A 14143-nucleotide genomic window follows, 5' to 3' on the forward strand; every position below is an offset into this window, starting at 1 on the left:
CAAGGAAGAAGACCGGCGCGCGTTCCCGCGCATGACCGGCCGAGGCACCCGGATCAACCGGGGCCCGGAGGACGCGTTCGTTGCCGAGAGAGGGTTCCATGACGAAGAAGATCGTGTTCCTCGACCGCGAATCCCTCGACGCCAAGGTTCGGGAATTCAACTTCCCGCACGAGTACGTGGAGTACGAGTCGACCTGGTCGCCCGAGGACACCGTTGCGCGCCTCAACGGCGCCGAGATCGCGCTGATCAACAAGGTGCCGATGCGCGCCGAGACCCTGAAGCAGCTGCCCGACCTCAAGCTGATCGCGGTGGCGGCCACCGGGACGGACGTGGTGGACAAGGCTGCCGCGAAAGCCCAGGGCATCACGGTCGTCAACATCCGCAACTACGCCTTCAACACCGTGCCGGAGCACGTGGTCGGGCTGATGTTCGCCCTGCGGCGCGCCATCGTGCCCTACGCGAACTCCGTGCGGCGCGGCGACTGGGCCAAGTCCACGCAGTTCTGCTACTTCGACTACCCGATCTACGACATCGCCGGCTCGACGCTCGGCATCGTCGGCTACGGGGCGCTCGGCAAGTCGATCGCCAAGCGGGCCGAGGCGCTGGGCATGAAGGTCATCGCCTACGACGTCTTCCCGCAGGAGGGGCTGGTCGATTTCGAGACCATCCTCACGCAGTCCGACGTAATCACGCTGCACGTGCCACTGACCCCCGAGACCCGCAACCTGATCGGGGCCGAGCAACTCGCCAAGATGAAGAAGAGCGCCATCCTCATCAACACGGCCCGTGGTGGGCTGGTCGACGAGGCGGCCCTGCTAGAGGCCCTGAAGAACGGCACCATCGCGGGCGCGGGCTTCGACGTGGTGGCGCAGGAGCCGCCGAAGGACGGCAACATCCTGTGCGAGGCGGACCTGCCGAACCTCATCGTCACGCCGCACGTGGCCTGGGCCAGCAAGGAGGCGATGCAGATCCTCGCCGACCAGCTCGTCGACAACGTCGAGGCGTTCGTGGCCGGGAAGCCGCAGAACGTGGTCGAGGGCTAGGACCACCACGCGCTCCCTCCCCCCTCTGCGGGGGAGGGTGGCGCCCGAAGGGCGACGGGAGAGGGGAACCCAGCTTCCGGAAGAGGCCCAACGTCGATGCCGAGCACAGTACGGCACCGTCGCTCCCCTCTCCCGTCCCCTGCTGGCGCAGGGGCCACCCTCCCCCGCAGAGGGGGGAGGGAGAGCGCGGAGAGTGTCCACACGCGGTATGTGCATCCGATAGTGGATGAGACGAGGGGCCCGGCTCCCGCCCCGAATGCTGCGCACCGCCCAGCGGCCGCCAAATAAAGAAACCCACCCCATACGCCCCGACGGGCGAAAGGACGAACCGATGAAGAAGCTGCTGTTCCTCTTCGATACCGACGCGGTGCCGAGCGTGTTCGACACGGTCGTCGGCTACGACGGCGGGGCCGACCACATCACCGGCTACGGCAACGTCACGCCGGACAGCGTCGGCGCGCTCGTTGACGGCACGATCTACACCCGCGGCGGCTCGGAGAAGAAGTCGACGGCGATCTTCGTCGGCGGCGGTAGCATGGCGGCTGGCGAGGCGGTTCTGGACGCGGTCAAGAAGCGCTTCTTCGGGCCCTTCCGCGTCTCCTGCATGCTCGACTCGAACGGTTCGAACACCACCGCGGCGGCCGGCGTGGCGCTCGTCGCCAAGGCGGCGGGCTCGCTCCAGGGCAAGCGGGCCGTGGTGCTGGCCGGCACCGGCCCGGTCGGCATGCGCTCGGCGGCGCTTCTCGCCCGCGAGGGCGCCGAGGTGACGCTCTGCGGCCGCTCGCTCGACAAGGCGCAGGCCTCCGCCGATGCCGTCAACAAGCGCTTCGGCGTCAGCGTGAAGGCCGCCGAGACCCCGGATGCCGGCTCGCGCGCCCGGATCGTCAAGGGGCAGAACCTCATCTTCTCGGCGGGCGCCATCGGCCTGGAGCTCGTTCCCGAGGAAGCCTGGAAGGACGAGGCCTCGATCGAGTTCGTCGCCGACTACAACGCCCAGCCCCCGCTCGGCATCGGCGGCATCGAGGCGATGGACAAGGGCAAGGACCGGCACGGCAAGAAGGCCTTCGGCGCGCTCGGCATCGGCGGCCTCAAGCTGAAGCTCCACCGCGCCTGCGTCGGCCAGCTCTTCGACAACACCGAGCAGGTGCTCGATGCCGAGGAGATCTACGCGCTCGCCAAGAAGATGGCCTGAGGAGGGAGCCGATGGCCGAGAACGAGACGATCGCCGCGTTCCTCGACGGGCTGGCGAGTTCCAGCCCCACTCCCGGCGGCGGCGGGGCCGCCGCCATCTCGGGCGCCATGGGGGCGGCGCTCGTCTCGATGGTGTGCAACCTCACCATCGGCAAGAAGAAGTACGTCGAGGTCGAGGCCGAGCTGAAGGGCGTTCTGGAGAAGTCCGAGGCGCTGCGGGCCGAGCTCACGGGCATGATCGCGGACGATGTGCGGGCCTTCGACGCGGTGATGGGCGCCTACGGCCTCCCCAAAGCCACGGACGAGGAGAAGGCCGCCCGTGCGGCCAGGATCCAGGAGGCTCTGCGCGAGGCGACCGACGTGCCGCTCGCCTGCTGCCGCGCCTGCCGTAAGGTGATCGACCTCGCGCTGGTCACGGCGGAGAAGGGCAACGTCAACGTGGTGAGCGATGCGGGCGTCGCCGTGCTCTCGGCCTTCGCAGGGCTGCGTAGCGCGGCCCTCAACGTCTGGGTCAACGCCAAGGGCCTGGAGGACCGCGCCTTCGCGGACGCGCGGCTCGCCGAACTCGAGAGCTTGCTCGGCGAGGCGGGCGCGCTCAACGAGCGCGTCTTCGAGATCGTGAAGGGCAAGGTGAGCTGAGGCGGCATCGCTGCAGCACCGACGTCATCCTGGGACTGCCAAGGATCTTCGGCGGATCCCGGGATGACAGTTTCGCATAGGTCGAACGTCCGAGGACGACGCCAAGTCGGACGTGATTTTCGCGAGCGCAAAAACTCTCCCGCGCCGCACCATTGAATACAGACAGCATTCGCCGAAGCTTCAAGACAGCTTCAAAGCGAAAGTCAAAAAATTTGATATCCTCCAGCGCTCCCGCGAAACAAAACTTGCCGCTATAAGATGTGCAAGACCGCCGGAGCCGAAAAGGCCGGCCCCAAGACCAGCGGTCGCCCATAATAAAATCGGAGGCGATGCCATGGACGTCCACGAGTACCAGGCCAAGGAGCTTCTCGCGAGCTTCGGTGTCGCGGTCCCGAAGGGTGCCGTCGCCTTCAGCCCCGATCAGGCGGTCTACGCGGCGACCGAGCTCGGCGGCTCGTTCTGGGCCGTGAAGGCGCAGATCCACGCGGGCGCCCGGGGCAAGGCCGGCGGGATCAAGCTCTGCCGCACCTACAACGAGGTGCGGGACGCCTCCCGCGAACTCCTCGGCAAGCGCCTCGTGACGATCCAGACCGGGCCCGAGGGCAAGCCGGTGCAGCGGGTCTATGTCGAGACCGCCGACCCGTTCGAGCGAGAGCTCTATCTCGGCTACGTGCTGGACCGGAAGGCCGAGCGCGTGCGCGTCATCGCCTCGCAGCGCGGCGGCATGGACATCGAGGAGATCGCCGCGACCGATCCGGACGCGCTGATCCAGATCGTGGTCGAGCCCGCGGTCGGCCTGCAGCAGTTCCAGGCCCGCGAGATCGCCTTCCAGCTCGGCCTCAACATCAAGCAGGTCTCGGCCGCGGTGAAGACGATCATGAACGCCTACCGGGCGTTCCGCGACTGCGACGGCACCATGCTGGAGATCAACCCGCTCGTCGTGACGAAGGATGACCGGGTGCTCGCGCTCGACGCCAAGATGAGCTTCGACGACAACGCGATGTTTCGCCGCCGCCACATCGCGGACATGCACGATCCCTCGCAGAGCGACCCGCGCGAGGCCCAGGCCGCCGAGCACAACCTCAACTACATCGGGCTCGAAGGCGAGATCGGCTGCATCGTCAACGGCGCCGGGCTCGCCATGGCCACCATGGACATGATCAAGCACGCGGGCGGCGAGCCCGCGAACTTCCTGGACGTGGGCGGCGGCGCCTCGCCGGAGCGGGTCGCCACGGCCTTCCGGCTCGTTCTCTCGGACAGGAACGTCAAGGCGATCCTCGTCAACATCTTCGCGGGGATCAACCGCTGCGACTGGATCGCCGAGGGCGTGGTGAAGGCCGCCCGCGAGGTGAAGATCGAGGTGCCGCTGGTGGTGCGCCTCGCCGGCACGAACGTGGAGGCCGGCAAGCAGATCCTCGCCGAGAGCGGGCTCGACCTCATCACCGCCGACACGCTGTCGGAGGCGGCCGTCAAGGCGGTGGACGCCTGCAACAACACCAAGAACCACTGAGGGGAGATCGCGCCATGAGCATTCTCATCGACGAGAAGACCCCGATCCTCGTCCAGGGCATCACCGGCGACAAGGGCACGTTCCACGCGAAGGAGATGCTGGATTACGGCACCAACGTCGTGGCCGGTGTCACCCCCGGCAAGGGCGGGCGCACGCATCTGGGTATCCCGGTGTTCAACACCGTCAAGGAGGCGGTGGCGGCCACGGGCGCCACCACCTCGATCACCTTCGTGGCCCCGCCGTTCGCGGCCGACGCCATCATGGAGGGGGCGGATGCGGGCTTGCGCCTCGTCTGCTCGATCACCGACGGCATCCCGGCCCAGGACATGATGCGGGTGAAGCGCTACCTGATGCGCTACCCCAAGGACCGACGCACCATGGTGGTCGGCCCGAACTGCGCCGGCATCATCTCGCCCGGAAAGGCGATGCTCGGCATCATGCCGGGCCACATCTACCTCAAGGGCAATGTCGGGGTGATCTCGCGCTCCGGCACGCTCGGCTACGAGGCCGCCTCGCAGATGAAGGCGCTCGGGATCGGCATCTCGACCTCGGTCGGCATCGGCGGCGACCCGATCAACGGCTCCTCCTTCCTCGACCATCTGACCCTGTTCGAGCGCGACCCGGACACCCACGCGGTGCTGATGATCGGCGAGATCGGGGGTCCGCAGGAGGCCGAGGCCTCCGCCTGGATCCGGGAGAACATGTCGAAGCCGGTGATCGGCTTCGTGGCGGGCCTCACCGCCCCGAAGGGCCGCCGCATGGGGCACGCGGGCGCCATCATCTCGGCGACCGGCGACAGCGCCGCCGAGAAGGCCGAGATCATGCGCTCCTACGGCCTCACCGTGGCGCCGGACCCGGGCTCCTTCGGCGAGACCGTGGCCAAGGTGCTGAAGGCGGCCTGACACGGGCCTCTCATCCGGCGTGCCGCTTGGCCCTCTCCCGCACCGGGAGGGCGAGCGGCACGCCCGCTTCCGACACGACGTGCGCCACGAGGTGGCCCCATGACCCGAACCCTCCACGCCTCCCCCGGCCACGCCGACGAGAGCGCCTTCGCGCCCCCGGTCATCACCGGCACCTCGGCGAAGGAGCCGCTCGACATCCTGTTCCACGCGCTCCTCGACGTGGCCCGCCGCCACGAGCCGGAACTGGAATCGGTGCTGCACGGCACCGCCGACATCTCCACCTTCACCCCCGAGATGCTGGCCCGCGCGCTCCAGGTGCAGGGCATCTGGTTCCAGCTCATCTCGATCGCCGAGCAGAACGCGGCCATGCGCCGCCGCCGCCAGATCGAGCGCGTGGATGGGCGCGAGGCCCTCGGCGGCTCCTTCGCCAAGGTCCTGGCCGAGGCCGCGGGCCGCGGCATCCGGGCGCCGCAGATCCACGCGCTCCTGAAGGACCTGCGCATCCGCCCCACGATCACCGCGCACCCGACCGAGGGCAAGCGCGTGACCGTGCTGGAGAAGTTCCGGCGCATCTACCTCGTGCTGCGCGAGCTGGAAATGCCGCGCTGGACCGAGCGCGAGCGCAACGGCCTGATGAACGAGCTGCGCGCCCAGATCGAGCTGGTCTGGATGACGGGCGAACTGCACCTGGAGAAGCCCACCGTCGAGCGCGAGGTCGCCTGGGGCCTGCACTTCTTCGACGAGTCGCTCTTCGAAATGCTGCCCGAGATGATGGTCTCGCTGGAGGAGGCGCTCATGCGCCACTACCCGGACGAGACCTTCGAGGTGCCGCCCTTCTTCCAGTTCGGCAGCTGGATCGGCGGCGACCGCGACGGCAACCCCTACGTCACCGCGAGCGTCACCCGCGAGACCCTGAAGCGCAACGCGCTGGCCTCCCTGCGGCGCTACCGCGACGGCATCAACCATCTGGCCCGCATGCTCTCGCTGACGGAGCGCTCGCTGCCGGTGCCCGACGCCTTCCGCGCCGAGCTCGCCCACGCGCTCAGCGAGAGCGGCGACGCCAAGGCCATCACGGGCCGCAACCCGGGCGAGGCCTATCGCCAGTTCCTAACCTGCGTGCAGCGCAAGCTCGAGGCGACGATCGCCCGCAACGAGGGCGCGCACCCCGCCGGTCCCGACTATCCGAGCGCCGACGGCCTGATCAATGACCTGCGCACCCTGGAGAAGGGGCTGGCGGATGCCCGCTGCACGGGGCTCGCCACCGATCTCGTGCGCCCGGTGCGCCGCATGGTCGAGATCTTCCGCTTCTCGACCGTGCGCCTCGACATCCGCGAGAACTCGACCCGCACCACGCAGACGCTGCAGGCGCTCTGGGCCCGGAGACAAGGCGACCGGCCGCCGCCGGAGCCCGACTCGCCCGCCTGGCGCGACTGGCTGCTCGCCGAGCTCGCCCGGCCCCGCGACCCGGAGCGCGGCTTCGACGACCTGCCGGAGGCGGCACAGGAAACCCTCGACACCTTCGCGCTCGTCGCCGAGATGCGCGAGCAGCTGGACCGCGAGGCCTTCGGCAGCTTCATCCTGTCGATGACCCGCTCGGTCGAGGACGTGCTCGGCGCCTACCTGCTCGCCAAGGAGGCGGGCCTGTTCCTCGACGCCGCCGGCACCGAGATCTGCCCGCTGCCGATCGTGCCGCTGTTCGAGACCATCGACGATCTGCGCGCCGCGCCCGCCATCATGAAGGAGCTGCTCGCGACACCGGTCGTGCGCCGCTCCACGCGCTGGCAGGGCGGCGTGCAGGAGGTGATGATCGGCTACTCGGATTCGAACAAGGACGGCGGCTTCGTCGCCTCGAACTGGGAGCTCTACAAGGCGCAGGCCCGGCTGACCGTGCTCGGCAAGCACGCGGGCGTGCCGATCGCCTTCTTCCACGGCCGCGGCGGCTCGGTGAGCCGCGGCGGCGTGCCGACCCACCGGGGCATCGCCGCGCAGCCGCCCGGCTCGATCAACGGGCGCTTCCGCATCACCGAGCAGGGCGAGGTCGTCTCGTTCAAATACGCCAACCGCGGCACGGCGGCCTACCAGATGGAGCTGCTCGCGGCCTCCGTGTTCGAGCACGCGCTGGCGCCCGAGCCCAACGGCAACGGTCAGGGGGGCACAATCTCGCGGCTCGGTGCCGACGACGCCATGGAGGCGCTCTCGGGCGCCTCGCGGGCGGCCTACGTCAACCTGCTGCAGACGGAAGGGCTCGTCGACTACTTCCAGGCGGCGAGCCCGCTCGACGAGATCGCGCTCCTCAACATCGGCTCGCGCCCGGCGCGGCGCTTCGGCGCCCGCTCGCTCTCGGATCTCAGGGCGATCCCCTGGGTGTTCGCGTGGTCGCAGAACCGGCACGTCGTCACGGGCTGGTACGGCGTGGGCTCGGGGATCCAGAGCTTCCTCGACGTCCGCGGGGCCGAGGGCGAGGCGCAGCTCAAGCGCCTGTTCGAGGAATCGCGGGTCTTCCGCCTCGTCCTCGACGAGGTCGAGAAGACGCTGATGATGGTCGATCTCGACATCGCCCGCGACTATGCCGGGCTCGTCGCGGACGAGCTCGTCCGCGCCCGGATCTTCCGCATGGTCGAGGCCGAGTACGCGCTGACCAAGGAGATGGTGCTGCGGGTGAGCGGCGGGCGCCAGCTCGCCCAGCGCTTCCCGCTGTTCCGCGACCGGCTCCAGGGCCGGCTGCCGACGATCAACCAGGTCAGCCGCGAGCAGGTCGAGCTGCTCGCACGCTTCCGCCAGGAGACCGACGAGGATCGCCGCGAGGCGGTGAAGTCGGCGCTGCTCCTGTCGATCAACTGCATCGCCGTCGGCTTCGGCGCGACGGGGTGAGAGGCGTGTAACCCTGTCGCAAGCGTGTCCGCGGCCCATGTTGCACCCGGAGGACCGGGGGGCGTAGCGCGTCCGCGGCCCCAGAGCGGCACCAGAACCGTTACCAGGAGAGAAACAAGATGAGCTTCACCCTGATCCAGCAGGCCAAGCCCCGCCTGCACCGCTCCGAGCTCGCCGTACCGGGCTCGAACCCGACCTTCATGGAGAAGTCGGCGGCCTCCGCGGCGGACGTGATCTTCCTCGACCTCGAGGACGCGGTCGCCCCCGACGACAAGGAGCAGGCCCGCAAGAACATCATCCAGGCCCTGAACGAGATCGATTGGGGCAACAAGACCATGATGATCCGCATCAACGGTCTCGACACCCACTACATGTACCGCGACGTCGTGGACATCGTCGAAGCCTGCCCGCGCCTCGACATGATCCTCATCCCGAAGGTCGGCGTCCCGCAGGACGTCTACGCCATCGACGTGCTCGTCACGCAGATCGAGCAAGCCAAGAAGCGCGAGAAGAAGCTCGGCTTCGAGGTGCTGATCGAGACCGCGCTCGGCATGGCCAACGTCGAGGCGATCGCGACCTCCTCCAAGCGCCTGGAGGCGATGTCCTTCGGCGTGGCCGACTACGCCGCCTCCTGCCGCACCCGCTCGACCGTGATCGGCGGCGTCAACCCCGATTACTCCGTGCTCACCGACAAGGACGAGGCGGGCAATCGCGAGACGCACTGGCAGGATCCGTGGCTGTTCGCCCAGCAGCGCATGCTGGTGGCCTGCCGCGCCTACGGCCTTCGCCCGATCGACGGCCCGTTCGGCGACTTCTCGGACAAGGACGGCTACCTCTCGGCCGCCCGCCGCTGCGCCGCAGCCGGCTACGAGGGCAAGTGGGCGATCCACCCGAGTCAGATCGAGCTCGCCAACGAGGTGTTCACGCCCTCCGAGAAGGAGGTCGAGAAGGCCCGCCGCATCCTTGTGGCCATGGAAGAGGCCGCCAAGGCCGGCCGCGGCGCGGTGGCCCTCGACGGCCGCCTCATCGATATCGCCTCGATCCGCATGGCCGAGGCGCTGATCGAGAAGGCCGACGCGATGTCGGGCAAGTAAACCACCGCAGCCCCGAGCGGCGGCCGCCGGAGCGATCCGGCGGCCGTCTCCGTTTCAACCGAGGCGCCTGTCCGGCGCCCGACCCGGGAGAGTTCAGCCATGCACGTGACCATCGAACAGGCCGAGACCGCGATCCGCGCCGCCCGCGACAAGGCGGTCGAGCTCGGCACCCAGATGTGCATCGCGGTGGTGGATTCGGGCGGTAACCTGAAGGCGTTCTACCGCATGGACGACGCCTGGGTCGGCTCGATCGACATCGCGCAGAAGAAGGCCAAGACCTCGGTGTTCTTCGGCATGAAGACCGGCCAGATCGGCCAGCTCTCGCAACCCGGCGGCTCGCTCTACGGCATCGAGCACTCGAACGACGGGCTGATCACCTTCCCGGGCGGCATCCCGATCGTGGACGCGGATGGGGTGATGTCGGGCGCGATCGGCGTCAGCGGCTCGACGGTGGAGAACGACGACGCGGTCGCGCAGGCCGGCGCCCAGGCCATCGGCAAGACGGAGCTGCCCGCCCATCCCTGGCGGACCTGAGGCGTCCGGCGCGGCCGTCCCGCAACCGCCGGTTAAGGCTACCGCTCTATGACGGGCCCATCAGCCAGAAGCCGGTCGGGGAGCGCGACGATGAACCGTGAACAATTCGCCGAAGCCCTGCGTCGCCTCGTGGCAACCCAGGTCGAGGATATCGAGCGGGCCGTGAAGGACGGCCACAAGACCATCGCGCTGAACGAGCTGGCGGACCTCAACCGGCAGCTCAAGGCCTTCGCGGCCGCGCTGAAGAAGGCGCCGGCCCGGGCCTGACGCCGGCCCGGAGCCCCTTCACGAAGCCCCCGTCCGGCGCTCCGGGCGGGGGCTTCGTCGTTCTGCGGGCTCTACCAGCGGGGCCCGCCCCAGCGGCCCCGGGGCTCATCGGGGAAGTTCCGGGGGAAGTCCGGCGGCGGCGGATCGAAGCTCGGACGGCGCGGGGGACCGAGATCGTCCGGCTCGTCGCAGACCCGAACCCGGCGGATCACCGGCTCGCCGTCGGCGTCGAAGCGGCGCTTCACGAAGACCCGGCAGGGCGAGGGCGCGAGCTCTGGGGCGGCCGAGAAGCGCGGGTAGCGGGGCGGCGGGGGCGGCTGGCGCCCGTGATCCGCCTCGAAGCCCGGCCCGAAATCCGGGCGCGGGCGGTAGGCCCCGTCGAAATCGGCTGCCTGGGCGGCGGTGCCGGCCAGCATTAGGGCGAGCAGCCCGAAGCCGCGCAGGCGGCGGGGCGAGGGGAGGCGCGACATGGACATCCTCTGATGCCGCGTGGCCGGCGAGGCGCCGGGCCATCGGTGAGGATGGTGTCGCACGCCGCGCCTGAACGGCGCGGGAGCGGTCCCGTTCGGCGCCGTTCAGGCGCCGGGATCCGCGACTCGGACTACCGGTCGCTCGGCGCCACCGCGGGATCGCCGTCCGCGAAGGAGCCGCCCGCGCTGAACAGCTTGCGCAGGAAGCCCGGAGCCACGGCCGAGAGCGGGTTCACGCTGACCTCCGGCGAGGCCAGCCGTCCCTGAACCCGGAAGTTGACCGCGAACAGGCCCTCGTTGTGCCCGCCCGCGAGCAGAGGCCCGAACAACGGTACCTGCGCCACCACGTTGTTCAGCCCGTAGAGGGGCACGAAGGTGCCGTTGATGTCCGTGCGCTCACGCCCCGTGTCGAGGTAGCCCGAGAGAGTGAAGCCGAGCGCCGCGTTCGAGATCGCCGCATCCGAGAAATCGACCCGGCTGCCGGTGCGCACGAAGTTCGCCCGCATCCGATCGAAGGTCACCTCGGCCGCCTGCTGCACCGCGGGCCGGCGCCGGCCGCGGGCGTCGACGGTCTCGGGAATGTCCGGCCCTCGCGCCATGATGCTCGAGAGCGCCGGCTCGTTGCGGAGCGTGAAGCTGCGGATCTGGACCACGCCCGCCTGCGGTCCGTCGTTCAGGTTGATCCCGGCGCTGAGCTTGCCGCCGAACATCCGGCGGTAGATGTCCACGAAGCGCAGGGTGGCGCCGGCATCCGCCGTCTCGACCGAGAGAGTGGGCACGCCGCGCTCCCCCTTGGTCACGCTTGCCGCGAAGGGCGCGGAGCGGAACCGGCCCGCGATCGTCGCCGCGCGCAGGTCCTTGCCCCGGAGCGAGAGCTTGAGGCTGGCGTTGGTCAGCGCCTCCTCGTTGTGGCCGGTGAGGATGCCGAGGGTGATGTCGGCGTCGATGTCTTTCGGGGCGGCGTCGCGCCCGCCCTTCTGGTCCGGCCCGGTCAGCGACTTCAGGAAGGGCCGGGCATCGGCCACCGCACCCCGCACGGTGACGCGGTAGCCGGCCCCGTTCCGGTCCACGACGACCCGCATGTCGTCGCCGGGCGAGAGCTTCACCCCCGAGAGCTCCGCCCGCTCCAGGCCCGCCTCGCCGAAGCTCGCGGCTCCGCGGGCGGAGGCCGTGCCGGCATCGAGCACGATGTCGCGCAGATCCGCTCCGCCCTGCGTCTCGGAGAGGCTGAAGCTGAGGCGCCCGGCCTTGCCCGGGGCCTTGGTGAGGCCCGGCAGCAGCCCGTCGATGCCCGCCCGGGTCAGGTCGGCCTCGACCCGGACCGGCGCCTTGCCCGCCCGCCCGAGCGGCACCACCGCCCGCACCGGGATCGTGCCGCTGAGCTGCGGCGCGGTGGGCAGGCCCTTCTTCGCCCGCACCGCCTCGTCGAGGGCAAGGCCCACCTGCACCTCGCCGCCCCCGCCGGTGCGGGGCTGGCGCAGATCGACCGTGATCGGCGCGCCGAGCACTCGGGCATCGCCCTTCAGGCTGAAGCCGTCGCGGCCGTAGGCGACGGCGAAGCGGCCGGCTTCGAGCCTGTCCTTGCCCACCACCTTGTCGACCGAGAGGTCGGCGAGGGTGCCGGAGATCGTCACCGGCAGGTCGGGCAAATCGGGAATGTGCTTGAGGTTCAGCGGGAAGGCGATCTGCAGGTCCGCCGAGCCCTTGACGGCGGCCGGGTCGAGATCGGCGCCGGACAGGCTCTTGAACATCTTGGTCTGAAGGAGGGCGGCGAGCGCGTCAGCCCCGCCGCCGAGCCGCAGGCCGATCTGTGCCACGACCGTGTCGGGGGTGATCTCCGGGATTACGAAGCTGCCGTCCGAGATCGTGAGCGCCCGGCCATCCGCCATGCGAAGATCCGCGGTGACGTCGCGGATCCGCGTCGTGCGGCCGGTGATCGTGCCGGCCACGCGCCCGCGCGTCAGGGGCGGCGCGTCGGGGGAGACCTCAAGGGCAGCCTCCGAGACTCGGAAGTCGATATGCACCGCGTTGTCGGGCATCGGCTCGCCGCGGGTCGCCGCGGCGAGCTCCGCCCCCGACATGTCGACGCGGATGTCCACCATGTCGATGCGCCCGCCGCGGAGCGCATCCACGAGGTAGTTGCGCGCGCCCGGCGCGATGTTCTCGGGCCAGAGCCGCAGGGCCGTGCGCGCCTCGCTGTCGCTGGCCGCGATGTGCAGCGTCAGCCCGTCGTCGTCGGCGCTTGTGCCGAGCGTGCCGCCGAGCTGGCCCTTCACGCCGGGTCCCGCGAGGGTCAGCGCGTCGATGCTCAGGCCGCCGGCCCGGCCGGAGAGGCGGGCGTCCAGCGCCCCGATGGCCACGGGCGCGTCCTTCGGGGCGGCGCCCCGCAGCACGCCGTCGCGGCCGGTCAGCGTCGCGGTCCAGGCGGTGTCGGCGCCGGCCGGGCTCGCCTGCCAGAGACCGGAGAGCCGGACCTTGTTGCCCGCGCCCCGGTAGTCGAGGCTGGCGAGCGTCATGGCGCGTGCCATCTCGTCCCAGCTCGCCTCGGCGGTCAGGCTCTCGACGGTGACGGGGTTGAAGTCCTTCTCCTCGATGAGCAGCGAGCCGTCGCCGGTGCGCAGGCCGAGCTGCATCGTCTCGATCCGCCCGTTGAGGAGGGCGGCGTCGGCCCGGGCCGAGAGCTTGAGGTCGGTCGTCACCGGCAGCTTCGACTGGCCGGAGAGCAGCAGCAGGTCGGTGACCGGCAGGTCGTCGAGGGTGATGACGCCGGTGCGGCGCCCGTCCGCAGCTTCGCGCAGCGTGCCGCCGAAGCGCCACTGCCCGTGCGGCCCGTCGATGCGCAACTCGAACAGGCGCGCGTCCTGCGTGGCGTCGCGGCCGAACAACCCGTTGACGCGCTCGAACACGGCCTTGGCCTGCCCATCCTCGCCGACGAGGGTCAGGCGCGCGTTGGTGACGCGGGCCCGGTCCAGGGCGCCGACGATTCCGGCCGGATCGAGCACCACGCCGAAGATCGAGGCGATGCCCGCCGAGAGCGGCGAGACCGTGCCGCGCGCCGTGTCGACGCTCGGCAGGGTCTGGGGTGTGCTGGCCTGGCCTGCGTCGGGCGACGCGAAAGCGATCGAGCCATCGTGGTGGACGAGCGCCGTCATCTGCACGTCGCGGAACTCGATAGAGCGCGGCTGCACCGCCAGCCGCAGCAGGCCCCAGCTGTCGAGGCTGACGACGGCGAGCGGGGCCCGCACCACCAGCGCCCCCTGCGGGTTGCGGATGTCGAGCCCGGCGATGCGCAGCGCGAGCGAATGCTCGGCGTCCAGTTCGAGAGAGGAATCCCTGAGATCGATGCGCCAGCCCGGCCCGATCCGCTCGGCCACCGCCGCCGCGACACGCCCCGAAAAGGCATCCAGGCTGATCGGGCCGGCGGCGAGCCGCAGCCAGACGAGGCCGCCCGCCAGCCCGACGAGCAGGACCAGGCCGAGCATGGTCAGCCCGCAGGCCAAGCCCCAGCGGCGTCCCGCCCGGGGCGGCGTCAGTCCCTCGGGTGCTTCAGCCATCGAGACCTTGTGTCGAGACCAAACTTCGAAGCGTGACCGCTGGATCGGGACACGGGCTCATTTTAAGA

Annotated in this window: 11 protein-coding genes; 9 read left to right on the forward strand and 2 right to left on the reverse strand. The window is 70.2% G+C overall.

Annotated elements, in window-relative coordinates; all coding sequences use genetic code 11:
- The first annotated feature begins 98 nt into the window (after positions 1-98).
- The 9 genes from MFF54_RS17920 to MFF54_RS17960 all read left to right on the forward strand — a co-directional run bounded on the left by MFF54_RS17920 (position 99) and on the right by MFF54_RS17960 (position 10051).
- Positions 99-1043, forward strand: a complete 945-nt coding sequence (locus MFF54_RS17920; RefSeq protein WP_238304175.1) for a D-2-hydroxyacid dehydrogenase — start codon at positions 99-101, stop codon at positions 1041-1043.
- A gap of 331 nt (positions 1044-1374) precedes the next feature.
- Positions 1375-2235: an NADP-dependent methylenetetrahydromethanopterin/methylenetetrahydrofolate dehydrogenase gene (locus MFF54_RS17925; protein WP_238304176.1), complete on the forward strand. Its 861-nt coding sequence runs from the start codon at positions 1375-1377 to the stop codon at positions 2233-2235.
- An 11-nt stretch (positions 2236-2246) separates the two neighbouring features.
- Positions 2247-2873 (forward strand): methenyltetrahydrofolate cyclohydrolase, encoded by a 627-nt coding sequence (fchA, locus tag MFF54_RS17930; protein WP_238304177.1) that lies wholly within the window; start codon positions 2247-2249, stop codon positions 2871-2873.
- A gap of 334 nt (positions 2874-3207) precedes the next feature.
- Entirely contained in the window at positions 3208-4383 is a 1176-nt protein-coding gene (locus tag MFF54_RS17935; RefSeq protein ID WP_238304178.1) for a malate--CoA ligase subunit beta, read from the forward strand.
- Between the two features lie 14 nt (positions 4384-4397).
- Entirely contained in the window at positions 4398-5285 is an 888-nt protein-coding gene (gene sucD, locus MFF54_RS17940) for a succinate--CoA ligase subunit alpha (RefSeq protein WP_238304179.1), read from the forward strand.
- A 99-nt stretch (positions 5286-5384) separates the two neighbouring features.
- Positions 5385-8156, forward strand: coding sequence for a phosphoenolpyruvate carboxylase (locus tag MFF54_RS17945; RefSeq protein WP_238304180.1), 2772 nt, complete (start codon positions 5385-5387; stop codon positions 8154-8156).
- A gap of 119 nt (positions 8157-8275) precedes the next feature.
- A complete protein-coding gene (locus MFF54_RS17950) occupies positions 8276-9250 on the forward strand; it encodes an HpcH/HpaI aldolase/citrate lyase family protein (RefSeq protein ID WP_238304181.1) in 975 nt (324 codons plus the stop codon).
- Between the two features lie 99 nt (positions 9251-9349).
- Positions 9350-9784: a GlcG/HbpS family heme-binding protein gene (locus MFF54_RS17955; protein WP_066921165.1), complete on the forward strand. Its 435-nt coding sequence runs from the start codon at positions 9350-9352 to the stop codon at positions 9782-9784.
- A gap of 90 nt (positions 9785-9874) precedes the next feature.
- Entirely contained in the window at positions 9875-10051 is a 177-nt protein-coding gene (locus MFF54_RS17960; RefSeq protein WP_197430535.1) for a hypothetical protein, read from the forward strand.
- Positions 10052-10122: 71 nt separating this feature from the next.
- Here the strand turns inward: MFF54_RS17960 and MFF54_RS17965 are convergent, their stop codons facing one another.
- Positions 10123-10521 carry a hypothetical protein gene (locus tag MFF54_RS17965; RefSeq protein WP_238304182.1) on the reverse strand — a complete coding sequence of 133 codons (399 nt, stop codon included), beginning with the start codon at positions 10519-10521 and terminating at the stop codon, positions 10123-10125.
- A 131-nt stretch (positions 10522-10652) separates the two neighbouring features.
- Positions 10653-14075, reverse strand: a complete 3423-nt coding sequence (locus MFF54_RS17970) for a YhdP family protein (protein WP_370880129.1) — start codon at positions 14073-14075, stop codon at positions 10653-10655.
- Positions 14076-14143: the final 68 nt, after the last annotated feature.

The sequence above is a fragment of the Methylobacterium gregans genome (assembly GCF_022179245.1).
Lineage (GTDB): Bacteria > Pseudomonadota > Alphaproteobacteria > Rhizobiales > Beijerinckiaceae > Methylobacterium > Methylobacterium gregans.